Raw genomic sequence first — 26118 nt, 5'->3', positions numbered from 1 at the left:
TAAAGGAATTAGGGCGAGGGGCGGCTTAGCCGCCCACAGCCGCCTGGCTCTCGCCGCCACGCTGCCGTGCGACATAATCGCGAAAACTGATGCACTCGACATCGGCCTTGACGCAGGTCTCGTCGGCGAAGCGTTCCAGCGCGTTCCAGTAGGCGCCGTTGTTCATCAAGGTAAAGTGGAAGCTGAGCACCAGCGGGATGCGCTTGCCCTGGTATTGCTTGTCGAAGGCGGCGCGGAACGCCTGGTAGGTCCGCTCGCTGAACTCGGCCGCCTGGCTCGGCCGCTCGAAGCCGCCGGAATGGCGGACATAGAGATTGTAGTCCATGGCGATCACCGGCCTGCCGCTCGGGCCTTCCGGGATCTGCGGCAATGAAAAGCGGGTGAGGCCGCCGCTGGGCTCGACCGGGCCTTTTGAAACACCGCTGGTATCATAGTGATAGCCGGCTTCAGGCAGGGCCTCATAAAGCCCTTTGCTGGTCGAGAGATACGGCGCGCGAAAGCCGACAACGGCATGGGCAATATCGCGCCAGCTGGCGGGCTCGGGCGTAATGCCGTTGATCGAATAGGCGTTCTCCAGAATGCGCTCGAACGAGGCGAATTCCTTCAGCCAGTCGGCCTTGCTCCAGTCCTTGCCGTCGAAATGGCCGCAGCCATGGCTGGCAATGTCATGGCCTTCCACGGCTGCGAGGCCGATCTGGTTGAGCCGATCCGCGACTTCCTGTTTCGAAGCGGCAAAGCCGATGTTGGATTTGCCGGCAGACTTGCCCGGCGGCGTGTACTCGGCGCGCGTCTGCTGCGACAAAAGGAAGACGCAGGACAGAAAGTAAGTGAAATGCGCGCCGGTGCGCTTGGCCAGTGCCCGGCTGCGCTGCCATTGCGAGATCTCGCGGGCGCTGTCGAACGAGATGATGACGATTTGCTTCGGCTTGGCCGGGACGGGGGCGGCCGGCGGGTCGGCGTAGGCAGCGCCCGCCGTAGCAAGCATGGCTGTGGAAAACGCAACAACGCGGGACAGACGAGGCATCGGCAATCTGGGCTTGATCCGGAGGCAGTCAAAGCCGGCTATCGGCAAAATGTGGCGTGGGTGCGGTCGGGTGCCGGGCCGCCCCTCTCCCGCGATTAGCCGATTTTCCTGCCCAGCCCCTTCCATGCCGACAAAATTTCGCTAAAACGCGGGCTCAAGAAGCGCCCCGTCCGGGGCAACAATGGTTTTTTATTGATGTCCGACGACAGTTTTATCCGTGAGGTCAACGACGAGATCCGTCGCGAGCAGGCGCAGGCGCTGTGGGACCGTTTCGGTCCGGCGATCCTTGGCCTTGCCATCCTGGTGGTGCTCGGCACCGCTGCCTTCGTCGGCTACCGCTATTGGGACGAGAGCCGCGCCAACCGCTCGGGTGACGCCTTCTCGCAGGCGCTGAAGCTTGCCAATGACGGCAAGAGCGACGATGCGCTGACCGCGCTTCAGCAGCTGGAAAAGGATGGCTACGGCGCCTATCCGCTGCTCGCCCGCATGCGCGCGGCAACCGTCAAGGCCGACAAGGGCGACTTTGCCGCCGCCGTCGCGGATTTCGATGGCGTCGCCGCCGACACTGCCATTCCCCAGGGCATTCGCGACATGGCGCGCCTACGGGCCGCCCTGCTGCTGGTCGACCACGGCTCCTTCGCCGACGTCTCCAGCCGCGTCGAGGCGCTGACCGCCGACAACAACACGCTGCGCCATACGGCGCGCGAAGCGCTCGGCCTTGCCGCCTGGAAGGAAGGCAAGACCCAGGATGCGCTGAAACTGTTCGACCAGATCGCCGCCGATGACGGCGCCCCGCGCAATGCGCGCCAGCGGGCGACCCTGATGTCGGAACTGATCCGCGGCTCGGGCGCGTCATGATACGCGTCGCCCAAAATGCGCTGCGGTTTTGGGCGATGGATGACGGATTGTAGGGCCGGATGAGCTTCAAAGTCGCCATTATCGGCCGGCCCAATGTCGGCAAATCGACGCTTTTCAACCGCCTGGTGGGAAGGAAGCTGGCGCTTGTCGACGACACGCCTGGTGTTACCCGCGACCGCCGCGTCCACGCGGCCAAACTCTACGACCTGCATTTCGATGTCATCGACACCGCCGGTTTCGAGGATGCGGCCGCCTCGACTCTGCCCGGCCGCATGCGCGCGCAGACCGAGATCGCCATCCGCGAAGCCGACCTGATCTTCTTCACCATCGACGCCAAGTCCGGCCTTTTGCCTGACGACCGCACCTTTGCCGAGATCGTGCGCAAGTCCGGCAAGCCGGTCGTGCTGGTCGCCAACAAGGCCGAGGCCAAGGGCGCCCAGGGCGGCATGCTGGAGGCCTGGGAGCTTGGCCTCGGCGAACCGATCCCGGTCTCGGCCGAGCACGGTCAGGGCATGCCCGATTTGCGCGACGCTGTCATCGAAGCCCTTGGCGAGAAGCGCGCATTCGACGAGGAAGAGGACGACGCCGAGGAAGAGGTCGCCGCCAGCGAGGTTCTGATCGGCGAGGACATTACCGATCCCGATGCGGAGCCCGCCTATGACGACACCAAGCCGATGCGCATCGCCGTCGTCGGCCGCCCCAATGCCGGCAAGTCGACGCTGATCAACGCGCTTATCGGCGAGGAGCGGCTGCTGACCGGCCCGGAAGCCGGCATCACCCGCGATTCCATCTCCGTCGACTGGGACTGGCATGGTCGGCGGCTGAAGCTGTTCGACACTGCCGGCATGCGCCGCAAGGCCAGGATCCACGAGAAGCTGGAAGTGATGTCGGTGCAGGATGGCCTGCGCGCCATCCGCTTTGCCGAGATCGTCATCATCGTGCTCGACGCCACCATTCCCTTCGAGAAGCAGGACCTGCAGATCGCCGACCTCATCATCCGCGAGGGCAGGGCGCCGGTCATCGCCTTCAACAAATGGGACCTGATCGACAATCCGCAGGAACTGCTGGCCGAACTGCGCGAAAAGACCGGGCGGCTCTTGCCGCAGGTGCGCGGCATCCAGGCGGTGACGGTTTCGGCCGAGACCGGCCGTGGCCTCGACAAGCTGATGGATGCCGTCATCAAGACGCACAAGGTGTGGAACAGCCGCGTCTCGACCGGAAAACTCAACCGCTGGCTGGAAAGCATATTGGCGCATCATCCGCCGCCCGCCGTCGCCGGCCGCCGGCTCAAGGTCAAATATGTCACCCAGGCCAAGACGCGGCCGCCGGGCTTTGTCGTCCAGTGCTCGCGGCCGGACGCGATGCCGCAATCCTACGTCCGCTACCTCTCCAACAGCCTGCGCGAAGCCTTCGACATGCCGGGCGTGCCGATCAGGATAGCGCTGCGGACTTCGGATAATCCGTTCGCGGGCCGGGCGAACAAGCGCAAGTGAGGCGGCTAGCTCTCGGCGATTAGCGGAAACGCCTCTAACTTCGTCATCCTATGGCGAAGCAAGGAGCGAAGCGACGCGGCGCAGACCATAGGATCCATGCCGTGAGGTCAAAACGTTGCTGCGATCCAGAATTCTGCACCGCTGCACTCCTTGGCTGATGCAACGGCATGGATCCTAGGGTCTGCGCGACGGAGCTCCGCTCCTGCTTCGCCCTAGGATGACGAAGCTGGGAGGGCGTCGCCCAGAAACCCTAAGCGACCTCCCTCAGCCTCGCACCCTCCGGCAGCGCCTGCAGCGCCGCCTGCAACAATATGTCCGCCAGCCGCGCCGCAACCGGATCCAGTTCGGCGTCCTTCTGGTGCAGCACCAGCGCCATGGTCGGCAGTGCGGGCAAACCGAGCATCTGCGGCGCCATCGCCCTGACATTGGCCGGCAGGCCGATATCTGTGCGGATCGTCAGGCCGAGCCCGGCGGCGACCGCCGCCCATATGCCGCCAAGGCTAGGACTGGAGAACACCATCCGCCACGGCAGACCGGCGCGGTCCAGCGTTTCCGTCGTCACCGTGCGCAGCAGGCAGGGCGCTTCCAGCGCCACCAGCGGCAGCGCCTCGCCCTCGCGCAGCCTGGTCTCGATCAGCTTTGCCGGGCCGATCCAGCGCAACTGCGCATCGCCGACATGCCGGCTGTAGGGCAGTGCCTGGCCACTGTCCCAGGCCAGCGCAATGTCGAGATTGCCTGATGTGATCCGCTCGGCAAGTTCGTAGCTGCGTCCGATCCTGGCCTCGATCTTGACCTTGGGGTGCGCGCGGGCGAAGCGCCCAAGCACCTCCGGCAACACCGCCTCGCCGAAATCCTCCTGTAGGCCAAGCCTTACCCAGCCCTCCAGTTCGACATCGTGGATGGCTGAGGCCGCCTCGTCATTCAACTCGAGCAGCCGTCTGGCGTAGCCGAGCATGGTCTCGCCGGCTTCGGTCAGCGCCAGACCGCGGCCCGACTTGCGGAAGATCGGCGTCGCCGCCTGTTCCTCCAGCTTCTTCAGTTGCGCGCTGACGGCCGAGGTCGAGCGTCCGAGCCGGTCGGCAGCCTTGGCGAAGCTGCCGAGTTCCATGCCGGTGACGAAGCTTCTGAGGACATCGAGGTCGAAAGTTACGCGCCGCATCACAACAATCCTGCTTTTCGGGAATAATTGTCAAAAACTTCCCGATATTCGGGATGAAGTTATGGCGGTAGAGACAAGGCGTCAAGGTCCGGAAGGGCCATTACAGGAGTTCCGCCATGTCGATCGCCGACGCAAATTGTGAGCAACGCCGGGTTGGTCGAGCCGCCGCCGTCACCGCCATTTCGAACGCCGAACGATTTCGCGCCAATCATCGCTGGAAGGTGCTCGGCATCGGCGTTGCCGCCAATGCCAGTTTCTCCGCCACCTTCGCCGGCATACCGGCGGCAGCGGTGTTTCTGCGCTCGGGCTATCAGCTCTCCAACGGCAATCTCGGCCTCGTCCTCGGCCTCCTCGGCCTGGGTGTCGCCTTGAGCGAACTGCCCTGGGGCCTGCTCACCGACCGCTGGGGCGATCGCGGCGTGCTGTTGACCGGCCTCGGCACGACGGCGGCGTGGCTCGCGCTGATGGCATTGTTCATCGTGCCGTCGGCGACCTATGTGCCTGGCGTTGCCATGCTGGCCGCATGCCTTCTCGTCACCGGCCTGCTCGGCGGCAGCGTCAACGGTTCCAGCGGCCGCGCCATCATGGCCTGGTTCCACGAGGGCGAGCGTGGTTTTGCGATGAGCATCAGGCAGACGGCGGTGCCGCTCGGCGGCGGGCTCGGCGGGCTGGTCCTGCCGTCGCTGGCCTCAGCCCATGGTTTTGCTGCGGTCTTCGGCCTGCTGGCGGCCGTGAACGCCGTCTCGGCGCTGTTTGCCTGGCGCTGGCTGCATCAGCCGGCGGAGGTCGACCCGGAGATCGACAATGCCGGAGGCATTGCGACGACAAAGCCGGCCGGCCCAGTGCCGCTGCGCAATGTCGAGGTCTGGCGCATCGCCACAGCCATCGGCCTCCTCTGCTTCCCGCAGGTGGCGGTGCTGACCTTCGCTTCCGTCTTCCTGCACGATTTCGCCGGCATGGGCACGCTGACGATCAGCGCCAGCCTTGCCGCGGTGCAGACCGGCGCCATGATCATGCGCGTCTGGAGCGGCCGCTTCACCGACCGCCATGGCAACCGCCGCTGGTTCCTGCGCCTCTGCAGCATGACGAGCGCCTTTGGCTTCGCGGCCCTCGGCCTGCTGGTCCTGGCGGCAGGAGCCACGCCGGGCGCGCACGCCGCGCTGATGCCGGCGATCGTGGTGCCGCTGGTCGTTGCCGGCATCTCGGTCTCGGCCTGGCATGGCGTCGCCTACACCGAGCTCGCCACGCTGGCCGGCGCCAGCCGCGCCGGAACCGCGCTCGGCCTTGCCAACAGCTTCGTCTTCGTCGCCTTCTTCGTGGTGCCGACAGCCATTCCGGCTTTGCTGCTCGTCTGGTCGTGGCCTGGCGTCTGGCTGGTGGGCGCGCTCTGCGCGCTCATCGCCTGGCCGATCCTGCTGCGGCCGAACTGACCACTTTGACGGACCCGCGAACGGCGTTCCATTCCGGAGCAGTTTGAAAAAACACCATCGTTAACGTTAACCCCGCATCAAGGTTAATGCTTCACTTTGGCTCTCCAGTGGCTAAGTGGCGTTTCTGGAGAGTTCCCCGTGCATCGACGTGTCTTGAAGCGGCTGGCTGCCGCCGCCGGTGAGAAAAAACGTTCCTTCGTATCGCCATTGGTCATCGGGCTCGGCATCTGGATCGGCTTTCCGACCGTCGTCGCCTACCAGGACATGGGCAGCCTGATTTCCGGCCTTGAGGCGTCGGGCAGTCGCTGGAATTCCTATGTCGAGCGCTCCGTCGCTGGTTCGGTCCATGCCGCTGAAATGCCTTTCATCGATTCCGTCACCACCGGTTCGCTTTCGGGCTCGGGCGTGCGCCTGCCTGGCGTCGGCAAGGTCTCGTTTCGCGGCAAGGGCAATGTCGCCGGCGTCACGCCCGACGAGGACCGCATCATGCGCGCCGACAAGAAGGGCCGCATCATCCAGGTCTCGCCGGTGGCGCCGCCGAAGAACTTCAATGCTGGCTCTATCTTCGAGCGCACCTCCTCGCTGCTGCGGCCGAGCATGGACAGCGGCCTGAAGCTGGCCTTCGCCAAGCCCGGCATCAAGGGCAAGGAAATCCAGATCGCCCAGGCGTTCCACACCAATGTGGACAAGAAGCCCGATCCCGGCGTGCCGGCGATGCTTGCGGCCCTCGTCAACAACGACAAGCCGGACGTGCTGGCCACCGCCTATGCCCAGGCCGAACCCGACTACGCCAAGGCCTCGCCCTTCGAGGCGCTGCTGCAGGACGAGGACCCGAACGATGGGCGCTTCATTCCGCCGATGGCCAAGGGCGATCACTCGTGGATACAGAATCCGCTACCGGCCAGCGTCTTCTCCAAGAAGGAGCAGGCCTGCCTTGCCAATGGCATCTATTTCGAGGCGCGCGGCGAATCCGTGCGCGGCCAGGCCGCCGTCGCGCAGGTCATCCTCAACCGCGTCCGCAATCCGGCCTATCCGAACTCGATCTGCGGCGTCGTCTACCAGAACGACAACTGGCTGAACCGCTGCCAGTTCTCCTTCGCCTGCGACGGCCGCAAGAAGCGCATCGAGAGCCCCGCCAACTACAAGGTGGCGCAGGACGTCGCCATGGCGGTCACCGCCGGCAAGATCTTCATTCCGGAAGTCGGCTCATCGACCCATTACTACGCCAACTATGTCCATCCGGGTTGGGCGCGCACCATGCAGAAGATGACCAAGATCGGCCTGCATATCTTCTACCGCACCTATGGCGGCGGCTGGAGCTGAGCCCTTCGGGCTGCCGTCTATTACGAGCCGCAAAAGCCCCCGGGTGCCGAAATCGGACGCCGGTCGCCGGACGGATTCGGGGCATGTGCCGACCCCATAGTGCCGGGCACGATGTCGCACCTCGGCAAGAGATTGATTTCATTGGAAAAAATACATGACTTTGAAGTCCCGCCCGTGGCTTGACGGGCGCGGACCCTCTAACTATGTTGCCGGCGACTTTAGAAGCGGACGGACGGTAACGGTCTGACCGGGCAGGGGGGTTCGATGGCCGACAAGAATGGGCCACACGGAACCGGAGAAACCGGCCGCGGCGGCAAGCACGAACCTGACATCCGCGATGAAGACCTTGAGCGCCGCCGGCGCGAGCTTGGAGCATCGCTTGCGACAAGACGGCCGGATCGGCTAGAGGGGAATGACGGCGCGAAAGCGACGGCCGGATATGGCCAGGCGCTCAAGCTGTCCAGCGAGTTCATCGCCGGGATAGTGGTGGGTGTGGGCCTTGGCTGGTTCCTGGATCGTGTGGCGGGAACCTCGCCATGGGGTCTGGTCGTCGGCTTGTTGCTGGGCTTTGGCGCCGGCGTGCTCAATGTCCTGCGTTCGGCAGGTGTTGTGGCGGAATTCGGAAAAAGCGATAAGTCGCGCGATCCGAAAGAATGAACTGGCGCCGCCAATGGCGCATAAGAACACTGAAAGCCGTTCGCGGCTTTGACGGGGATGTAAATGGCTGCTGACAAGGTCGATCCGATCCACCAGTTCCATATCGTCAAGCTGATTCCGATCAACATCGGCGGCTATGACCTGTCCTTCACCAATTCGGCTCTGTTTATGGTCGCGACCGTGCTCGTCGCATCGGCGTTTCTTTACCTTTCGACCTCGAGCCGCAGCCTTATTCCCGGGCGCCTGCAGTCGGTCTCGGAAATGGGCTACGAGTTCGTTTCCAACATGCTGCGCGACGCTGCCGGAACGCAAGGCATGAAGTTCTTCCCCTTCGTGTTCTCGCTGTTCATGTTCGTCCTTGTTGCCAACCTGCTTGGCCTTTTCCCCTACTTCTTCACCGTCACCAGCCACATCATCGTCACCTTCGGCCTCGCCGCCCTGGTGATCGGAACCGTCGTTGTCTACGGCTTCACGAAACACGGCCTGGGCTTTCTCAAGCTGTTCGTGCCGCATGGCGTTCCAGTCTTCCTGCTGCCGCTGGTGGTGCTGATCGAAGTGATTTCCTTCGTCTCGCGCCCGGTCAGCCTCTCGGTTCGTCTGTTCGCCAACATGCTGGCCGGCCACATCACGCTGAAGGTCTTTTCGGGCTTCGTCGTCAGCCTGAGCGCGCTGGGCGCCGTCGGCGTCGCCGGTTCGGTGCTGCCGCTGGCCATGGCAGTCGCGCTGACCGCCCTGGAATTGCTGGTCGCCTTCCTGCAGGCCTACGTCTTTGCCGTGCTGACCTGCATGTATCTGAACGACGCCCTGCATCCTGGGCACTGACCCCGGGGTACTGGCCAAGAGTTTCCGGCATCGGTCGCCGGATGGAATTGCAACGAATTACAGATCCAAAGGAGTTTTAAAATGGACGCAGAAGCAGCAAAGTACATCGGCGCTGGTATCGCTTGCCTCGGCATGGGCGGTGCGGGCATTGGCCTCGGCAACATCTTCGGCAGCTACCTGGCGGGCGCCCTGCGCAATCCGTCGGCCGCCGATGGCCAGTTCGGCCGCCTGATTTTCGGCTTCGCCGTCACCGAAGCTCTGGGCATTTTCTCGCTTCTGATCGCGCTTCTCGCCCTGTTCGGCTGAGCACTCGAGAAGATTGGACAGGCCGGCCGCTACCCTGCGGCCATGCCTGATATCAGGGGATAGTCCATGTTCGTGACATCTGCCTTTGCGCAAGAGTCCGCACCCGCCGCTGAAGGCGCCCACACCGGCACGGAAGGCGATACGCATTCCGGCACCGGCGTGCCTGCCGAGGCGCACGGCACGTTCCCGCCATTTGATCCGGCGACGTTCCCGTCGCAGCTTCTGTGGCTGGCGATCACGTTCGGGTTGTTCTACCTGTTCCTGAAGAAGGTGGTGATGCCGCGTCTCGGCGGCATTATCGACGTGCGCAGCGATCGCATCACGCAGGACCTCGACCAGGCCGCCAGGCTGAAGGGCGAGGCTGACGCTGCCGTTGCTGCTTACGAGCAGGAACTGGCGGAAGCCAAGGCCAAGGCCAATGCAATTGGCCAGCAGGCCAACGACACTGCCAAGGCCGAAGCCGAAGCTGCCCGCAAGAAGGTCGAGGCCGCGCTCGACAAGAAGCTCGGCGAGGCCGAGGCCAGCATTGCTTCCATCAAGGCCAAGGCCATGAAGGAAGTCGGCACGATCGCCGAGGACACTGCTTCGGCCATCGTCGAAGCGCTTGTCGGAGGCAAGACCGGCAAGGCCGAGATCGCGGCGGCCGTCAAATCCGTGGCCCGCTGAGGAGCACATCATGGACGCCACATCGCTCGCGACGCTCTGGGCCACCGTCGCCCTTATCATTTTCCTCGGCATCGCCGTCTACATCAAGGTACCGGGGCTGATGGCCAAGGCGCTCGACGCCCGTGCCGCCAAGATCAGCAACGAGCTTGATGAAGCCCGCAAGCTGCGCGAAGAGGCCCAGCAGCTGCTCGGCCAGTACCAGAAGAAGCGCAAGGAAGCCGAGCAGGAGGCCGCGGCAATCGTCGCCGCCGCCAAGCGCGAGGCAGACATGCTTGCCGCCGAAGCGCACAAGAAGACCGAGGACTACGTCACCCGCCGCACCGCGCTTGCCGAGCAGAAGATCGGCCAGGCCGAGCGCGAGGCAGTCGCCGAGGTGCGCGCCAGCGCCGTCGACATCGCCGTCGAGGCAGCCCGCGCCCTGCTTGCGGCCAAGGTCGATGCCAAGGCCGGCGCCGACCTGTTCAAGTCCGCGCTGCAGGACGTGAAGGCCAAGCTGAACTGAGCGGGTTAGCTCGCTGACATGAAGCCGCCCGGGCGACCTGGCGGCTTTTTTGTTGAGCGCGGATAATCTCCCCCCTCGAGGGGGAGATGTCGCCGAAGGCGACAGAGGGGGTCGGTTCGACCGGGCGCGACGCCTTTTCTGCCGCGAAAAAGTGGCCAGCGCTTCACGCGCGGCGACCCCCTCTGGCCTGCCGGCCATCTCCCCCTCGAGGGGGGAGATTACCCTCACTCCAACCCGGCAAAACTCTCTTCCTCAGCCACCTCAACCCCACCCAGCCTGAACGGCGCGAACGACGCGCGGTGCAGCCTTGCCACCGGCCCATGCGCTTCGATTGCGGTGCGGTGGCGGACCGTGGCGTAGCCCATATGGACTTCGAACCCGTAACGCTCGTGGTGGCTGCCGCAGCCGCACATCATGCGGTCGCGCATCACTTTGGCGACGATCGAGGCGGCGGCGATCGACTGCGAGCGCTGATCGCCCTTGATGAGCGCGCGGCCCTCGCAGAGGAGACCCGGCGGCACGTCTCGGCCGTCGGCCAGTGCAAGCTTGGCCTGGATCGGCAGGCCGGCAAGGGCGCGGCGCATTGCCTCGAGGCTCGCCTTGAGGATGTTGCTGCCGTCAATGCCTTCGGCGCTCACCGAGGCCATCGACACGCCGAGCGCGGACCCCAGGATTTTCAGGAACAGTGCCTCGCGCTGCAAATGATTGAGCCGTTTGGAATCGTCGAGGCCGTCGGGAATGTTGGCGGGATCGAGGATCACGGCTGCCGCCACCACCGGTCCGGCCAGCGGCCCACGGCCGGCCTCGTCCATGCCTGCCACCGGCCACAGACCTTCGGCCATCGCCTTCGTCTCGAAGGAGAAGTCGGGCTTCTCGATCATCTCGAAAAGAAGCGGAGAATCGGAACGCGCGCGAGCCATCTTGCGGCGAGGTTCGCATCGGCTCCGATTCTCCGCAAGTCCCTCCAGGGTCGAGTGGGGCAAGACCGGGAGGGGGCACCGTCTGCAGGCCGGGGGACAGGCCGGACGGGATTTCTTCGCCTGCCCAGCCAACGATGGCGGGGCAGGGATGGTCTTCAGAGCAGCATCAGCTGCTCGGTCGCATTGGCGGCGGCGACGAACTGGTCGGTCCTGAGCGTCCGCCGCTCGGCATTGAGGCCGAGCCGCTTGGCAGTAATCTCGAAGCGTCGGCCGATCTGCCAGGCATAGGGTCCGGCGCCTTTCATACGCTTGCCCCACTCTGAATCGTAATCCTTGCCGTCGCGCATCGAACGGATCAGCGACATCACGTGCCGGTAGCGATCCGGATAGTGGCGCAGCAACCAGTCCTTGAAGATCGGCGCCACCTCGAGCGGCAGGCGCAGGATGACATAGCCGGCTTCACGGGCGCCGGCGGCACGGGCCGAATCGAGGATACGCTCCATCTCCTGGTCGGTCAGGCCGGGGATGATCGGCGCCACCATGACCGAGGCCGGAATGCCTGCATCCGAAAGCTGCCTTATCGCCTCCAGCCGCTTGGTCGGCGTCGACGCGCGCGGCTCCATGGTGCGCGCCAGCATGCGGTCCATCGTCGTCACCGACAGCGCCACCTTGGCCAGCCCGCGTTCGGCCATGCGTGACAATATGTCGATGTCGCGCGTCACCAGATGGGATTTGGTGACGATGCCGACCGGATGACCGCGCGCCTCCAGCACTTCGAGGATCTCGCGCATGATCCGGTACTGCTTTTCGATCGGCTGGTAGGGATCGGTGTTGGTGCCGATGGCGATGGTGCGCGGCTGGTAGCCGTCCTTAGACAGTTCCTTGTCGAGCAGCCGCGCCGCATCCGGCTTGGCAAACAGCTTCGATTCGAAATCCAGCCCCGGCGACAGGCCCATGAAGGAATGGGTCGGCCGCGCAAAGCAATAGACGCAGCCATGCTCGCAGCCGCGATAGGGGTTGATCGAACGGTCGAAGGAGATGTCGGGCGATTCGTTGCGGGTGATGATCGTGCGCGGCTTCTCGACCTGCACCTCGGTCTTGAACGGCGGCAGCTCCTCCAGCGAATTCCAGCCATCGTCGAACACATGCCGGCTGACGGGCTCGAAGCGGCCGGACGGATTGATGCCGGCCGAACGGCCGCGGTTGCGGTCCGGACGGACACGCATGCCGCTCTGTTCGATCATCGCATTGGCCATCTCGGCTCTTCCTGCCCCGAAGGCTGCAATGTCCGCACGCACGATATGTTCCATTTTCGCCCTCTCCCAGGGACTGTCGGCCGGCTGTCGATTCGGTCTGTTCATGAAAATAATCCTATTTTGCCGATGAGAACAAAGCAAGAACTTTTTTGTTGTGCGATGCAAAACTGGCGCTGCGCCAGGCTTTCCGCTATTCGGCTAAATATGCTCAGCGTTCTTATCGAAACCCGAGATGACGAAGAGGGCCTTGCCCGCACGCTCGCCTCGCTGATCGGCGGCGCGGTCGAGGGCGTGGTGCGCGATGTCATCGTCTGCGACACCGGCTCGACCGACCAGACGCATCGTGTCGCCGATCACGCCGGCTGTCACTTCGTCGCCGGCGGCATTGCCGCCGGGATCCGGCAGGCGAAAGGCGACTGGCTGCTGTTTCTGGAGCCCGGCGCGCGGCTTTCGGAAGGCTGGATCGACGACGTTGTCGCCCACACGGCGCGGCAGACCATGCCGGCGCGCTTTTCCCGCGCCCGCGGCAGCCGCACGCCGTTCCTGGCACGGGTGCTCCAGGGAAACCGGGCGCTGGCCGAAGGGCTGGTCATCAGCAAGCGGCAGGCCGCTTCCCTGTCGAAGAACGCGCACAGCGCCGAGGCTCTTGCGCGCGGTCTCGCCACCAGGCGGCTGGACGCCGAAATCTGGGTGGCGCCGAAGAAGTGACTCCCGCTCTCGCTCTTGGTCGGAGCGAGGGATTGAACTTTTTACTTTAGCACGTCGTTATTGTGCATTGCACAAAAGTAGACGCGGGGTTAGCATTCCATTGATGTGGGAGAATTGGGTTTGGGTAGTGCCGGAGCGGTAGCAGGTGACGCGTCGTCGGCTGCCATTCATATACTGAGGACCTCGATGAACCTTTCGACCCCTGACAAATCCGGCGCCGCCAGCCTGGAAGCCATTGCCCGCAACGGCAGCCTGCTCCGCCGCATCGCCGTGCGCATCCCGACCTATCTCAAGGATATGCGTGAGAACCCGGCCTGGCTGCCGATGTTCATGCTGGCCCGCACCATGCCGGCGCGCAAGCTGCACTGGCTGGGCGCCAGAGCCGCCCGTCCGGCGCAGAGTGCCGGAGCAACGATGTTCAGGGGCGTCGAGCTCAACTCGATCGTCGAAACGCTGCGCACCGATGGGATGTTCTCAGGCCTGGTCCTGCCGACGGCAATCCATGAGGAGATTGGGTGCTTTGCACAAAGCACGCCATGCTTCGGCAATTTCGATCGCCGGCTCGAATTCATGCCTGGGGATCATGCCGAGGCCGAGAGGCGTTTCGGCCGTTCCTTGCTCAGCGGCCACTATTTCGAGCGCATCCTCGGCTGCAAGGCGGCACTCGCCATCCAGAACGATCCGCTTCTGCTCGACATCGCTCAGCACTATCTCGGCGGGCAGGCAAAGCTGATCACGACGCGCGTCTGGTGGAGCTTTCCGACCGGCGAGGCTTCCGATGCCGACAAGAACCTTGCCTCCCTGGGCAAATACCATTTCGATCTCGACGACTGGCGGATGCTGAAATTCTTCTTCTACCTGAAACCCTGCGATGCCGGCACCGGCCCGCATGTGTACGTCAGGGGCAGCCACAACAGGCGCAGCCTCAAGCACCAGCTGACGCTGCTGGTCGGCCATCCGGCCGAAGAGGTGCTCAAGGTTTATGGAGACGACAGCCCGGTCACGCTGACCGGCGACGCAGGTCTCGGCTTTGTCGAGGACCCGTTCGGCTTCCACATGGGCACCGTGCCGTCGCGCACGCCGCGGCTGATGATGGAGGTCGGCTTCGGTGTGTCGCCGCCCTCGCGCCGCCGCTTCCACGGCGAACCGGTCATCCGCTGACCTTGATCTCGACCGGCATCCAACGCGCCTGCCGCCGGGCCATGCGGCCCTCTTTGTTCTCGGCATCGTAATCCATTGGGACCGGCTCGCGGCTGAACCGCAGCCGGTCGTCCAGCGCATTGACGATGACGATCGCCTTGGGGTCGCAGCCATCGGTGGCCACGGCCGCGACATAGACGCCGCAGTCGCGACAGATGAGATAGTCGGCGGTGCGCAATCCGAACCGGTATCGGTGCAACCGCGCCTCGTCCTCGACCGTGACGATCAATCGCCCCTGCGGATCGGCGGCAGCGCGCGAGCCATGCCGGACACAGAAAGCGCATTGGCAGGCGCGGATCTCCATCTCGGACGGCTCGATCCCGGTTTCGAATGTCAGGCGGATGTTGCCGCAATGGCAGCCGCCCGTGTGCGTGCTCATCGTATCGTTCCGCCTTCAAAGCAATTCCAGGAAAAGTGTGAAGCGGTTTTCCGTCCGGAATTGCGTCAAACAAAGAGGACTTGGCCGCAGACTACGCCTTAGGCAACTTGCAGGAAATGACCTCTCGAAGGCGTAGCTGCCATTCCGCCTGACAAAGGCAGCGCTGAACCGCTATCCGCCTTGCTTTACGAGCCGGCCTTGCGGCGGCGCAAATGCTCGTCCAGGCGCGGCATGATCTCGACGAAGTTGCAGGGCATGTGGCGATAGTCGAGCTGCGGCTTCAATATGCCGTCCCAGGCGTCCTTGCAGGCACCGGGCGAGCCCGGCAGCACGAAGACGAAGGTGGCGTTGACGACACCGCCGGTCGCCCGGCTCTGCACCGTCGAGGTGCCGATCTTGTCGTAGGAAATGCGGTGGAAGACTTCGGAAAAGCCGTCCATGCGCTTTTCGAAGATCGGCTCCAGCGCCTCCGGCGTCACGTCGCGGCCGGTAAAGCCGGTGCCGCCGGTGGTGATGACGACATCGATCTCCTTGTTCCGGGACCATGCCAGGACTGTATCGCGGATCTTTTCACGATCGTCGGTGACGATGTCGCGCGCGGCGAGGACATGGCCGGCCTCGGTGATGCGATCGGCCAGCGTCTTGCCGGATTTATCGTCGGCGAGGCTGCGCGTATCCGAAACCGTCAGCACCGCGATGCGCACCGGGATGAACGGGCGGCTCTCGTCAAGTCTGGCCATCAATTCCCTCCGAAGCGATGCTTCGCGTCGCGGCGACAAACCAGTCCGGTTGGCGGCTGCGGATCTCGGCCGCGGCGCGCTTGGCGACATTGCCGGTCTCGAACAGCCCGAAGCATGTCGCGCCGGACCCCGACATGCGCGAGAATCCCGACCCAGCCCGGTTCAACAGGGAAAGCGCCCTGCCGATGGGAGGCTGTATTGCCTGCGCCGGTGCCTCAAGATCGTTGCGGGTGACCTCCAGCCAGTTGCGGATACTGTGGAAGTCGAAACCGCGCGGCAACGGCGGTAGTGCTTCATTGTCGCGTTTGTCGAGGGCGTTGAACACCTCAGGCGTTGAAACGGCGACCCCGGGATTGACCAGCACCAGCGCCAGTGCCGGAAAATCCGCCACCAGTGACAGCTCGTCGCCGACACCGCGCGCGATCAGTGGTTTTGCCGCAAGGCACATCGGCACATCGGCGCCGAGGGTGAGACCAATCCGCGCCAGTTCGGCTTCGCCGATATCGAGCCCCCATGTCCGGACAAGACCGCGCAGCGCCGCCGCGGCGTCACTCGAACCGCCGCCGACGCCGGAGGCGATCGGCAGGTTCTTTTCCAGCCGGATGGCGACCGGCGGCGTGCTCTGCTGGCTTGCCCGGCTGCGCAGCGCCTCGCGCGCCTTCACCACCAGATTGCTGTCGTCTATCGGCACAGAAATCGCGTAGCGGCCCGCTGCGGAGAACCGGTCGCTGTCGGCAGGTTCGATCTCGACCCTGTCGCCGAAGCGGGTGAAAACGACCAGGCTCTCAAGCAGATGATAGCCGTCGGCACGCCTGCCGGTGACATGCAGGGCCAGATTTATCTTGGCAGGCGCAAGCCATGTCCGGCTCACGGCATCCACAGTGTCGGCTGTAAGCGGGATGGGTTTCAGTCCTTGGCCAGGCGGTATTCGCCGGTCTTGGGATCCTTGACCAGCGTGCCGTTGGCACCGTTGGCCGCCTGCTTTTCGGTACGCCGCACCTTGGCGGTCACGCGCTCGGCCTCGCGGACAAAGGTGCGATAGCCGAAATAGGCGGCGGCGCCGACAATCGCGAAGAAAATGATCTGCGGCATCTCAAAACTCTCCCTCGCAAGGCGGCAAAGGCGGCCGATCAGGTCGGTCAAGCTGTTATGCTAGACGCTTTCCCCGCTTTTTCAAAGCCCGAAGCGCGCCCACAATGCGCGCTCTTCCGCCGCATCGATGACGCCGCTTGCGGCAGCGGCGGCTATCTCGGGCGCCGAAAAGCTTGAGCCGAACAGGCCGATGCGGCCGAACAGCCCGCGCGGCGCGGTGACCAGCCGAAGCTGGGTTTTCGCGCCGAAGCGGGTCTTGAGCACCGTGCGCATGTCGCTCAACGCATCGACGAGGCCAAGCTCCAGCCCCTTCTTGCCGGTCCAGAACAGACCGGTGAACAGGTCCGGATCGTCCTTCAGCTTGCTGCCGCGGCGCTCCTTGACCAGGTCGATGAAGGTGTCGTGCACCTCGAGCTGCAACGCCTTCAGGCGCTCGACATCTTCCTTCTTCTCCGGCTTGAACGGATCGAGCACCGCCTTGTTCTGGCCGGCGGTGTGGACGCGGCGCTCGATGCCGATCTTCTTCATCAGTTCGGGAAAACCGAACGAGGCAGAGACCACGCCGATCGAACCGACGATGGAGGACGGATCGGCAAATATCTCGTCGCCGGCAACCGCGATCATGTAGCCGCCCGAGGCCGCCACGTCCTCGACGAAGACCAGTACCTTCTTGTTCTTCTCGATCGCCAGGTCGCGGATGCGCTTGAAGATCAGCCGAGACTGCACCGGCGAGCCGCCGGGCGAATTGATCGAGATGGCGACCGCGGGCGCGTCGAACAGGAACGCCTTTTCGATGAGCGCGGCTGTGGAGGCGAGCGACAGGCTCGGTCGGAACTGGCCGCCACCGGCCATGATCGTGCCGTGCAGCCTGATGACGGGAATGGTGACGACGCTGGATCGCCAGGATTTCGGCAGCAGGCGGTTGAAAAGGCGTTTCACGAGGTGGCTGTCTCCAGTGGCAAAAGAGCAAGATAGATCAGTTTTGGAAGAAATTCCTCGGGCGGCGCGGATCTTGCTCTGGCATGTAGGAATTTGCTGACCAACGGCAATGCCGCGGTTTTGGGGCGAATGCATGTCGCGCTGCTGCTTTTGCTGCAACGGAATGCTCAGCCCCAAATCAATCGCTGAACAGCGATGCCAGTCCGTTGTTGATCATCTCGGTCCGTTCCGACGGGCCGTCGCCCGTCTCGGCATGCAGCATCAGCGGCGGGCGGATCGACAATTTTCCACGCGCGCCGAGTGTTGCCCGCACGACAATGCGGATTGCGGCTGCTTCCGGGCGTGGGTGAACGGCCAGCATCTCTGCGTCGCCGAAGCGGCCCGACAAGGCATCGAGGAGGTCGCGGAGCTGTTCAGGCCGTGCGATGACGGCCAGGCCACCGCGGGGTTTTGCGACGGCAGCCGCACTTCTGATCCAGCTTTCGAACAATCCGTCTTCCATGACATGCGCCTGCCTGCGCAGCGGGTCAGGTGTGGCGCGGTCCTCGGAGGCGTTGAAGGGCGGGTTCATGATGACGAAATCGAAGGAATTGTCGGCAAGGCCGGCCTGCGTGCGCGCCCGGCCCGACAGCGTGACATCGGCTGTCAGCACCGAGGCGCGGTTGCCGAGATGCGCATTGCCGGGATGGGCGAGTGTCGTCGCGGCGAACCCCGCCATCTCGGTCGAGCGTTCGACAAGCACGACCTCAGACGCTGGGCAACGAGACAGCACAGCAAGGCCCGCCGCACCCGCGCCGGCGCCGAAATCGGCAAGCCGTCCGGCAAAGGCGGACGGCACCGCCGCCGCCAGCATCATGGCGTCCATGCCGGCGCGATGCCCGGTCCTGGGCTGCACCAGCCAGAAGCGGCCGCGATGGAAGGCATCGACCGTGTGGGCCGGCGTGTCATTGGCGAAGGCGCTCGCTTCAGCCATTATTTCTGGCGAATTTCGTTCTCGATGCCGGCGTCCTTCAGGATGCGCCGCGCCTGATCGGCCTGGTCGGCGTCGACCATGACGCGCTTCTGCAAAAGACCGATCGACCCTTCGAGTATGCTCATATTCTGATCGGCGACGAAGCAGGCAATGCCGGCATCGCGCATCAGCGATTCGACAAAGGAGATGATCACGGCATCGTTGGTGCGGACGAGTTCTATCATCGGATGAAGTTCGCAGGTTGCGGCGTTGATGTAAACGCTGGAGCATGGTGCCGAAAAGTGTGAAGCGGCTCCAGGGGTTGACACGCCGTCACCGCAGCCGCGCCAATTCGCCTCTTGCCGTGCCGGTATGTGCCGCCCTAGAGTCCTTGCAGGGACCAGGGTGCCGTCGCACACGTGATCAAGACGGGAGTGTTTGTTGGTGGGTGTCGTTCTCAACATCGAAAACGGGAAGCGGGAACCCGCTTCCATCAAGGATCTCATTGAGCTGACATCAGCCGATATGGGCCGCGTCAACGAATTGATCCTGTCCAAGGCCGGCTCCGACGTCGAGATGATTCCGGAGGTCGCCAACCATCTGATCTCGTCGGGTGGCAAAAGGCTGCGTCCCATGCTCACACTCGCCGCCGCCCAGATGTTCGGCTACACCGGCGAGGGCCACGTCAAGCTCGCCACCTCGGTCGAATTCATGCACACCGCCACGCTGCTCCATGACGACGTCGTTGACGAGAGCGGCATGCGCCGCGGCAAGAAGACCGCCCGCATGATCTGGGGCAACCAGGCAAGCGTGCTGGTCGGCGACTTCCTGCTCGGCCAGGCTTTCCGCATGATGGTCGATGTCGGCTCGCTCGAAGCGCTCGACATCCTGTCCAGCGCCGCCTCCATCATCGCCGAGGGCGAGGTGATGCAGCTGGCTGCCGCCAAGAACCTCGATACCACCGAGGACGAGCATTTCGCTGTCATCAAAGCCAAGACCGCCGCACTGTTCTCGGCCGCCGCCGAGGTTGGCCCAGTCATCGCGCTGGCGACGCGCAACGATCGCGCCGCATTACGCTCCTACGGCATGAATCTCGGCCTTGCCTTCCAGCTTATCGACGATGCGCTCGATTATGGCGGCTCCAGCCAGGAGCTGGGCAAGAATGTCGGCGACGATTTCCGCGAGGGCAAGGTGACGCTGCCGGTCATCCTCGCCTACCGGCGCGGCACCAAGGCCGAACGCACCTTCTGGAAGCGCGCCATCGAGGACAATGTCACCGACGATGCCGGGCTGGAAAAGGCGATCGGCCTGATGACCCGTCATGGCGCGATTGCCGACACGATCGGGCGAGCCCGCCACTTCGGCGAGATCGCCCGCGACGCGCTGGCGCCGCTGGAAGCGACGCCGCAGAAATCGGCGCTGGTCGACGTCATCGACTTCTGCATCAGCCGGGTGAACTAACCGGCGCCTGGCGCGCCGAGCGATTTTGCCGCGAAATCGCACAGCGGCCGGCTCGACAAAGCGGCACGCCGCAAATTATCTATAAAACATGGCAAAGACCGTAGACGACACCATCGCCGTGCGCATCAGCAAGGTGCTCGCCGATCGCATCATATCGGGCGCGATCGAGCCGGGGGCCCGGCTGCGGCAGGATCACATTGCCGAGGAATTCCAGACCAGCCATGTCCCGGTGCGCGAGGCCTTCCGGCGTCTCGAGGCGCAAGGGCTGGCGATCGGCGAGCCCAGGCGAGGCGTGCGCGTTGCCGCTTTCGATCTCGGCGAGGTCAGGGAAGTCGCCGAAATGCGGGCGGCGCTCGAAGTTCTGGCGCTGCGCCATGCCGCGCCGCACCTGACGGCGGCCATTCTCAACCTTGCCGAAGAAGCCACAAAGGCCGGTGACAAATCCCGCGATGTCCGCTCCTGGGAGGAGGCCAACCGCACTTTCCACCGGCTGATCCTGGCGCCCTGCGGCATGCCGCGGCTCATCGCTACCATCGACGATTTGCATGCGGCAAGCGCGCGCTTCCTGTTCGCCGCCTGGCGCTCGGAATGGGAAATCCGCACCGACCAGGATCACCGCGCAATTCTCAGCGCACTCAGGCAAGGCAACATCGAATCGGCCGCTGCCACCCTTGGCCGGCACGTGCAGTGGATCGGCCAGAAACCGGTCAAGACCGCGTCAGGCAAGATGCGTGAAGCCTTCGCCATCGTCGGCTAGCCGCGCGAGACGCGGATCTACGATCATCGCTATTTCGGATGGGCTCCCAGCCTTTTTCAGGGGCGAGGGGTTGCCATCCCCGTGCAAATATGGATTCGATAATAGATCGAACAACAAAATTATCTATAATTTGAAACCAGCCAGGGAAAGCCCGCCATGACCGACATCGCCTTTTCGCCCTCCAAGCCGTCCTTCAGCCCGTTGCGCCTGCAAACCCGCTCGCTTGGCTGGCAGGTCGGGGCCGTCGTCCTCGGCACGCTGTTTCTGGCGCTGTCGTCCTACATCGAAGTGCCGATGGTGCCGGTGCCGGTAACCATGCAGACCTTCGCCGTGACGCTGATCGGCGCGCTCTATGGCTGGCGGCTTGGCGCCATCACCATTGCGGCCTGGCTCGTCGAGGGCGCCGTAGGCTTTCCGGTTCTGGCCGGAGGGGCAGCGGGTGCGGCGCATTTCGTCGGACCAACGGGCGGTTATCTCTTTGCTTTCCCGCTTGTCGGCGCGCTCGTCGGCTGGCTGGCCGAGCGTGGCTGGAACGGCAGCCAAGTGCTGCTTGCCTTCGCCGCCATGGTTCTCGGCAACCTCGCCTGCCTGATTCTCGGCACCGCCTGGCTCGCCGTCATGATCGGCCTCGAACAGGCCATCACCTTCGGCTTCCTGCCCTTCCTCGTCGGCGGCTTGCTGAAATCGGCGCTCGGCGCCGCGACACTCAAGCTCTTCTCCGGCAATAAGACCGAACCGGCTCGGAAGGCATCATAAAGACCGATGACCGTCAGACTGCGCTCCCATCATCTGCTTTGCCTGCTGACCTATGTCGGCAAAGGGTACAGCGCAGCTTTCATCGCCAATTATGACGCGATCGCGAAACGTCTTGGCCGGGGCGAGGATGTTCTGATCGTCTCCGGCCCAGACGACATCTGCCAGCCGATGCTCGGCGAGGCCGAATCCCACTGTTCGGGGGAAAGCGCCGCCGGCCGGGATGAACTGGCGGCACGCGATGTCGGCAAACTGTTCGCCCGGCCGATCCAGGCCGGCGCCCGCTTCAGCCTTGACGCGGCAACCGTGGGCAGGCTGCGCACCGCCTTTTCAACCGGCGTGACACGTGAGGCCTGCCAGGGTTGCGAATGGGCCGGCCTGTGCACCGCTGTCGCGGCAGGCGGATATCGCGATGTCAGGCTGTAGCTCCCAACCCCGATCTGCTATTATCCCGAAACCGGCAGTGTGGGCGTCGCCATGGTTTGTTAATCGGGTGACCCGATTGTGAATTCGGCCCGGATTGAAGCCTGACCCCAAAAAGGCCATGCTTTGTCCGGAAACATCGAGTCTACGGCGGTCCCGCCTGTGTGCGGGTCGCGTCTGGCTGAAAGGGATACGATGCGGCAAGGACGTGCGCGCTGGCTCGCAGGGCTGGCAATTGTGGCAGGGATGGCGATTTCTCCGTTGCCCGCCCACGCCAAGGAATCGACCGACCCGGTCAAGATCACCTCCTTCTCGGGCGCCTATCTCGCCGCCCGCATCGCCGAAGGCGACAACGACCTCGACAATGCCATCGCCTATTACAAGCAGGCGCTGGCTTTCAATCCCGGCGACACCTCGCTGCAGCAGAGCTTGATGCTGTCGCTGATCGCGCAGGGGCGCTTCGAGGAATCGCTTGTCTATGCCGACAAGCTCAAGGAAGTTCCCGATGTCGAGCGCTTCTCGCGGCTGGCGATGGCGGTCGACTCCTTCCACAAGAAGGATTTCACCAAGGCGCAGTACTGGCTCAAGCTGTCGCTCGAATCCGATCTCGACCGGCTGATTTCCGGCGTCATGTCCGGCTGGGCCCAGGAGGGCGCTGGCGACGCCGCCGGGGCGATGGCCTCGATCGACAAGCTTCAGGGGCCAGACTGGTTCGGCCTGTTCAAGTCCTTCCACCGCGCGTTGATCGCCGATGCCTCAGGCATGTCGGACAAGGCCGATGCGCTCTATGACGCGACCCTGACCGACACCACGGCCGGAGGTGCTGCGCCCGAGACATGGATGCGCAACGCTCAGGCCTATGCGTCTTTCCTGGCTCGCAAGGGCGACAAGAACAAGGCGCTCTACGTGCTCGACAAGGCCGAGGCGTTCGCGCCGGGCAAGCTGGACATCCAGGCGCTTCGCGACAGGATCAGCAAGGGCGACAAGATCGAGCCCTTCGTCTCCAGCCCGTCGGAAGGCGCCTCCGAAATCCTGCTTGACCTCGCCATCGCCCTCAATCGCGGCGGCGGCGAGCCGTTCGTGCGCCTTTATCTGCAATATGCGCTGGCGCTGAAGCCCGACAGCGACGCCGCTTTGGTACAGCTTGCCGCCGTTGCGGAGCAGCTGAAGGACGGCGAAGGCGCCATTGCGCTCTACCGCCGTATTCCGGCCTCCTCGCCGCTGAAGGAGCTTTCCGACCTGCAGCTCGGCCTCAACCTTGCCGATCTCAACCGTCACGATGAGGCGATCGCCCATCTGAAGGCCTTCGTCGACGCCCACCCCGACGACATGCGCGCCTATCTGGCGCTGGGCGGGGTCTATGCCTCGAAGGAGGATTTCCGCTCCGCCGCCACCCTCTACGACAAGGCGGTCGCGGTGCTGAAGACGCCGACCAATGCCAACTGGAACATCTATTACCAGCGCGGCATCGCCTATGAGCGGCTGAAGGAATGGCCGAAGGCCGAACCGAATTTTCGCAAGGCGCTGGAACTGTTCCCCGACCAGCCGCAGGTGCTGAACTATCTCGGCTATTCCTGGGTCGACATGAACATGAACCTCAAGGAAGGCCTGGCGATGATCCAGAAGGCCGTCGACCTCAGGCCAAGCGATGGCTACATCGTCGATTCGCTGGGCTGGGCCTATTTCCGCATGGGCCGGTTCGACGACGCCGTGCGCGAAATGGAGCGCGCCGTGTCGCTCAAGCCGGAAGATCCGGTGCTCAACGACCATCTCGGCGATGCCTACTGGCGCGTCGGCCGCAAGCTCGAAGCCACCTTCCAGTGGAACCAGGCGCGTGATCTGAAGCCGGATCCCGATGTGCTTGCCACCTTGCAGCAGAAGCTGATGAAGGGCCTGCCGCCGATCGAATCCAACACCGCGCAGGAAACCCCGAAGGTCAAGCCGGTCGCACCGGCGCCTGCGCCGAAGGGGTGAGGCAAGTCATACTTCTGATTAAACGGGGCTCGCTGAGCCCCGTTTTTATTTTCAGAACATTTTTCGATAGACGACAAACCCCGAAAGCTCGCCGATCTTGTCGTAAAGCTTCATCGCCGTGTGATTGGTCTCGTGCGTCAGCCAGTAGACGCGGCCCGAGCCTGCGGCTTGCGCCCGCTCGTACACGCCTTCGATCAGCGCCCGGCCAACGCCTTTGCCGCGCGACGCTTCGGTGGTGAAAAGGTCCTGCAGATAGCAGTTCGGCGAAATCGCCGTGGTGGTGCGGTGGTAAAGATAATGGACGAGACCGAGAAGCTTGCCCTCGCTCTCGGCGACTAGCGCATGCATCGGCTCATAGGCATCGAAGAAGCGCGACCAGGTCATCGCAGTGATGTCGCCGGGCAGGGCGGTCTCGCCCGAGCGGCCGTAAAAGGCATTGTAGCCGTCCCACAGCGGTAGCCATTGCTCGTAATCCTGCCGGGTGATGGGGCGCACGATGGACTGGCCTTGCATGGCTGAACCTTTGTCGGTGGAACTGAGCTCAGCAGAGGGCCGCCGGCGCCGTCCGGCAATGGGCCAGCGAGAAGCAAAGCGTTCAACCTCTCGGGCAAGGCGGCGCAAGGCGCTGCCTTGACGCTTGCCGGCCCGGCAACTGGATCGGGCCGACGTTCGGTTGAATCGTCGACCTGATCCAGTTGCTTTTTAGAGCATGATCTTTTCCGAAAACCGGTTTCCACTTTTCGGGATCATGCTTTAAGGGAATGTCTTCTTTTTCGCGCTTTGCGAGGCCGCCGTGACGTCAGACCATATGCATCCCAGCCGCTCGTTCCAGGGGCTGATCCTGACCCTGCACAATTACTGGGCCGCCTATGGTTGCGTCATCCTGCAGCCCTACGACATGGAGGTCGGCGCCGGCACCTTTCATCCGGCAACCACGCTGCGCGCGCTCGGCCCCCGCGGCTGGAACGCCGCCTATGTCCAGCCCTCGCGCCGGCCGAAGGACGGCCGCTATGGCGAGAACCCCAACCGGCTGCAGCATTATTACCAGTATCAGGTGATTCTGAAGCCCAATCCGCCGAACCTGCAGGAGCTCTATCTCGGCTCGCTCAAGGCGATCGGCGTCGACCCGCTGCTGCACGACATCCGCTTCGTCGAGGACGACTGGGCAAGCCCGACGCTGGGCGCCTGGGGACTTGGCTGGGAGTGCTGGTGCGACGGCATGGAAGTATCGCAATTCACCTACTTCCAGCAGGTCTGCGGCATCGAATGCGCGCCGGTGGCGGGCGAACTGACCTACGGCCTGGAGCGGCTGGCCATGTACGTGCAGGGCGTCGACAATGTCTACGACCTCAACTTCAACGGCCGCGAAGGCGCTGAAAAAGTCACCTATGGCGAGGTCTTCCTGCAGGCCGAGCAGGAATATTCCAGGCACAATTTCGAATATGCCAACACCGCCATGCTGCTCCGGCATTTCGAGGACGCCGAAGCCGAATGCAAGGCGCTGCTGGCGGCCGGCGCTCCGGCCTCGAACGACAATCTGCCGATGCACCGCATGGTCTTCCCGGCCTATGACCAGTGCATCAAGGCAAGCCATGTCTTCAACCTGCTCGATGCGCGCGGCGTGATTTCGGTGACTGAGCGACAGAGTTACATCCTGCGCGTGCGCAATCTGGCGAAAGCCTGCGGCGAGGCATTCCTGATGACCCAGGCCGGCGGGCTGGCAGCTTAGCGCAAGGCTGCGATTTGGATGGTGGCGGCGCTCGGCTTTGCGCCTTGAGCGCTTGCGCTATCGATCGTCCGCATGGCCTGCCGCACGCCCGGCATCGAGAAGGCGCCATGGGCCTGCGCGGCGAAACAGGCGCTGAGGGCGAGTATCTGGAGAAGTCTCGATGCCGTTTTCATGGTCGTTCAGCCAATAGGTCCCTGCCTGAGCGTTGGTCGCTTCAGCGCTGCGTTTGGTTCATGGAAATCTTTGATCCAAGGACGGGCGGGGTCGGCACGTCCCGACAGGGTGCTGAGAATTTCTAGAAATTGACGGTGAGCCGAGTTGTTATGCGCCCCTACCTCCCCCTAGATGGGACTGTTGCAAAATTGGATGGATGTGATTCCCTGTTTTTGAAACGGGGATTTTGCGATGACGACAAAGCCGAGCGGTCAGTTCAGTTTTGTGGAGGCTCTGCTGCCACAGGGTCTTGGTCGGAGCGGTCGGCTGGACCGGCTGTCGTCGCTGGTGAAGTGGTATCGCTTCGAGAAGATCCTGGCGCGGCTGCGCTCGCCGGCTGGGCCAGGGCGGCCTGCGTACAATTCGCTGGTGATGTTCAGGG

Annotated in this window: 29 protein-coding genes and 1 pseudogene; 18 read left to right on the top strand and 12 right to left on the bottom strand. The window is 63.9% G+C overall.

Annotated features, from left to right (window positions below):
* Positions 1-25: 25 nt before the first annotated feature.
* Positions 26-1024: a polysaccharide deacetylase family protein gene (locus tag AC1DXM_RS24810; RefSeq protein WP_477237106.1), complete on the bottom strand. Its 999-nt coding sequence runs from the start codon at positions 1022-1024 to the stop codon at positions 26-28.
* A gap of 195 nt (positions 1025-1219) precedes the next feature.
* On the opposite strand from AC1DXM_RS24810, the gene AC1DXM_RS24805 reads away from it, so the two are divergent.
* The gene (locus tag AC1DXM_RS24805) at positions 1220-1882 is read left to right on the top strand and encodes a tetratricopeptide repeat protein (RefSeq protein WP_192256206.1); all 663 of its coding nucleotides are present in this window, start codon (positions 1220-1222) and stop codon (positions 1880-1882) included.
* A 59-nt stretch (positions 1883-1941) separates the two neighbouring features.
* The gene (gene der / locus AC1DXM_RS24800) at positions 1942-3375 is read left to right on the top strand and encodes a ribosome biogenesis GTPase Der (RefSeq protein WP_477237104.1); all 1434 of its coding nucleotides are present in this window, start codon (positions 1942-1944) and stop codon (positions 3373-3375) included.
* A 250-nt stretch (positions 3376-3625) separates the two neighbouring features.
* On the opposite strand, the gene AC1DXM_RS24795 is transcribed toward der, so the two are convergent.
* The gene (locus AC1DXM_RS24795; RefSeq protein ID WP_477237102.1) at positions 3626-4534 is read right to left on the bottom strand and encodes a LysR substrate-binding domain-containing protein; all 909 of its coding nucleotides are present in this window, start codon (positions 4532-4534) and stop codon (positions 3626-3628) included.
* 116 nt (positions 4535-4650) lie between these two features.
* Here AC1DXM_RS24795 and AC1DXM_RS24790 point away from each other — a divergent pair, with 116 nt between their 5' ends.
* From AC1DXM_RS24790 to AC1DXM_RS24760, 7 genes are all read left to right on the top strand, one after another.
* Entirely contained in the window at positions 4651-5964 is a 1314-nt protein-coding gene (locus tag AC1DXM_RS24790) for an MFS transporter (RefSeq protein WP_477237100.1), read from the top strand.
* A 138-nt stretch (positions 5965-6102) separates the two neighbouring features.
* Positions 6103-7287 carry a cell wall hydrolase gene (locus tag AC1DXM_RS24785; protein ID WP_477237098.1) on the top strand — a complete coding sequence of 395 codons (1185 nt, stop codon included), beginning with the start codon at positions 6103-6105 and terminating at the stop codon, positions 7285-7287.
* 264 nt (positions 7288-7551) lie between these two features.
* Entirely contained in the window at positions 7552-7944 is a 393-nt protein-coding gene (locus tag AC1DXM_RS24780) for an AtpZ/AtpI family protein (protein WP_477237096.1), read from the top strand.
* 63 nt (positions 7945-8007) lie between these two features.
* The gene (locus tag AC1DXM_RS24775; protein ID WP_352557343.1) at positions 8008-8766 is read left to right on the top strand and encodes a F0F1 ATP synthase subunit A; all 759 of its coding nucleotides are present in this window, start codon (positions 8008-8010) and stop codon (positions 8764-8766) included.
* Between the two features lie 81 nt (positions 8767-8847).
* The gene (locus AC1DXM_RS24770) at positions 8848-9072 is read left to right on the top strand and encodes a F0F1 ATP synthase subunit C (protein ID WP_006206606.1); all 225 of its coding nucleotides are present in this window, start codon (positions 8848-8850) and stop codon (positions 9070-9072) included.
* Positions 9073-9138: 66 nt separating this feature from the next.
* Positions 9139-9738, top strand: coding sequence for a F0F1 ATP synthase subunit B (locus tag AC1DXM_RS24765; protein WP_477237094.1), 600 nt, complete (start codon positions 9139-9141; stop codon positions 9736-9738).
* A gap of 10 nt (positions 9739-9748) precedes the next feature.
* A complete protein-coding gene (locus tag AC1DXM_RS24760; RefSeq protein ID WP_477237092.1) occupies positions 9749-10240 on the top strand; it encodes a F0F1 ATP synthase subunit B in 492 nt (163 codons plus the stop codon).
* A gap of 224 nt (positions 10241-10464) precedes the next feature.
* On the opposite strand, the gene AC1DXM_RS24755 is transcribed toward AC1DXM_RS24760, so the two are convergent.
* Both AC1DXM_RS24755 and AC1DXM_RS24750 read right to left on the bottom strand, forming a co-directional pair.
* Positions 10465-11160, bottom strand: coding sequence for a ribonuclease HII (locus tag AC1DXM_RS24755; RefSeq protein ID WP_477237088.1), 696 nt, complete (start codon positions 11158-11160; stop codon positions 10465-10467).
* Positions 11161-11315: 155 nt separating this feature from the next.
* A complete protein-coding gene (locus tag AC1DXM_RS24750) occupies positions 11316-12470 on the bottom strand; it encodes a PA0069 family radical SAM protein (protein WP_352584514.1) in 1155 nt (384 codons plus the stop codon).
* Between the two features lie 150 nt (positions 12471-12620).
* Here AC1DXM_RS24750 and AC1DXM_RS24745 point away from each other — a divergent pair, with 150 nt between their 5' ends.
* Together AC1DXM_RS24745 and AC1DXM_RS24740 are read left to right on the top strand one after the other, a co-directional pair.
* Positions 12621-13124, top strand: a complete 504-nt coding sequence (locus AC1DXM_RS24745) for a glycosyltransferase (protein WP_477237086.1) — start codon at positions 12621-12623, stop codon at positions 13122-13124.
* Between the two features lie 186 nt (positions 13125-13310).
* The gene (locus AC1DXM_RS24740) at positions 13311-14285 is read left to right on the top strand and encodes a hypothetical protein (RefSeq protein WP_477237084.1); all 975 of its coding nucleotides are present in this window, start codon (positions 13311-13313) and stop codon (positions 14283-14285) included.
* Here AC1DXM_RS24740 and AC1DXM_RS24735 read toward each other — a convergent pair.
* The 7 genes from AC1DXM_RS24735 to AC1DXM_RS24705 all read right to left on the bottom strand — a co-directional run bounded on the left by AC1DXM_RS24735 (position 14275) and on the right by AC1DXM_RS24705 (position 18671).
* A complete protein-coding gene (locus AC1DXM_RS24735; RefSeq protein WP_477237081.1) occupies positions 14275-14703 on the bottom strand; it encodes a GFA family protein in 429 nt (142 codons plus the stop codon). The genes AC1DXM_RS24740 and AC1DXM_RS24735 overlap by 11 nt on opposite strands.
* A gap of 185 nt (positions 14704-14888) precedes the next feature.
* Entirely contained in the window at positions 14889-15443 is a 555-nt protein-coding gene (gene moaB / locus AC1DXM_RS24730) for a molybdenum cofactor biosynthesis protein B (RefSeq protein WP_477237079.1), read from the bottom strand.
* Positions 15430-16323, bottom strand: a complete 894-nt coding sequence (locus tag AC1DXM_RS24725) for a 4-(cytidine 5'-diphospho)-2-C-methyl-D-erythritol kinase (protein WP_477237077.1) — start codon at positions 16321-16323, stop codon at positions 15430-15432. Before AC1DXM_RS24725 ends, moaB begins: the two co-directional genes overlap by 14 nt.
* A gap of 26 nt (positions 16324-16349) precedes the next feature.
* Positions 16350-16535 (bottom strand): hypothetical protein, encoded by a 186-nt coding sequence (locus tag AC1DXM_RS24720; RefSeq protein WP_477237075.1) that lies wholly within the window; start codon positions 16533-16535, stop codon positions 16350-16352.
* Between the two features lie 81 nt (positions 16536-16616).
* The gene (locus AC1DXM_RS24715) at positions 16617-17474 is read right to left on the bottom strand and encodes a S49 family peptidase (protein WP_477237073.1); all 858 of its coding nucleotides are present in this window, start codon (positions 17472-17474) and stop codon (positions 16617-16619) included.
* Between the two features lie 178 nt (positions 17475-17652).
* A complete protein-coding gene (locus AC1DXM_RS24710) occupies positions 17653-18447 on the bottom strand; it encodes a tRNA1(Val) (adenine(37)-N6)-methyltransferase (RefSeq protein ID WP_477237071.1) in 795 nt (264 codons plus the stop codon).
* Positions 18447-18671 (bottom strand): putative signal transducing protein, encoded by a 225-nt coding sequence (locus AC1DXM_RS24705; RefSeq protein ID WP_112567065.1) that lies wholly within the window; start codon positions 18669-18671, stop codon positions 18447-18449. The genes AC1DXM_RS24710 and AC1DXM_RS24705 overlap by 1 nt, the downstream gene beginning before the upstream one ends.
* Before the next feature lie 199 nt (positions 18672-18870).
* On the opposite strand from AC1DXM_RS24705, the gene AC1DXM_RS24700 reads away from it, so the two are divergent.
* From AC1DXM_RS24700 to AC1DXM_RS24680, 5 genes are all read left to right on the top strand, one after another.
* Positions 18871-19887 carry a polyprenyl synthetase family protein gene (locus AC1DXM_RS24700; protein ID WP_477237367.1) on the top strand — a complete coding sequence of 339 codons (1017 nt, stop codon included), beginning with the start codon at positions 18871-18873 and terminating at the stop codon, positions 19885-19887.
* 88 nt (positions 19888-19975) lie between these two features.
* Entirely contained in the window at positions 19976-20644 is a 669-nt protein-coding gene (locus AC1DXM_RS24695; RefSeq protein WP_477237069.1) for a GntR family transcriptional regulator, read from the top strand.
* Positions 20645-20800: 156 nt separating this feature from the next.
* On the top strand, positions 20801-21400 hold the full coding sequence (locus AC1DXM_RS24690) for a biotin transporter BioY (protein WP_477237067.1): 600 nt from the start codon (positions 20801-20803) through the stop codon (positions 21398-21400).
* Positions 21401-21406: 6 nt separating this feature from the next.
* On the top strand, positions 21407-21823 hold the full coding sequence (locus AC1DXM_RS24685) for a DUF1284 domain-containing protein (protein ID WP_477237065.1): 417 nt from the start codon (positions 21407-21409) through the stop codon (positions 21821-21823).
* A gap of 192 nt (positions 21824-22015) precedes the next feature.
* Positions 22016-23794: a tetratricopeptide repeat protein gene (locus tag AC1DXM_RS24680; RefSeq protein WP_477237063.1), complete on the top strand. Its 1779-nt coding sequence runs from the start codon at positions 22016-22018 to the stop codon at positions 23792-23794.
* Between the two features lie 51 nt (positions 23795-23845).
* Here AC1DXM_RS24680 and AC1DXM_RS24675 read toward each other — a convergent pair whose 3' ends face one another.
* Positions 23846-24307, bottom strand: a complete 462-nt coding sequence (locus AC1DXM_RS24675) for an N-acetyltransferase family protein (protein WP_477237061.1) — start codon at positions 24305-24307, stop codon at positions 23846-23848.
* Between the two features lie 295 nt (positions 24308-24602).
* Here AC1DXM_RS24675 and AC1DXM_RS24670 point away from each other — a divergent pair, with 295 nt between their 5' ends.
* Together AC1DXM_RS24670 and AC1DXM_RS24665 are read left to right on the top strand one after the other, a co-directional pair.
* Entirely contained in the window at positions 24603-25523 is a 921-nt protein-coding gene (locus AC1DXM_RS24670; RefSeq protein ID WP_454586910.1) for a glycine--tRNA ligase subunit alpha, read from the top strand.
* A 405-nt stretch (positions 25524-25928) separates the two neighbouring features.
* Positions 25929-26118: pseudogene (locus AC1DXM_RS24665) on the top strand (IS5/IS1182 family transposase); the annotation flags it as partial.

Source organism: Mesorhizobium sp. P3_A2, assembly GCF_056403115.1.
Note: the sequence above shows the minus strand (reverse complement) of the source record. Positions and strands in the feature narration are given on the sequence as shown.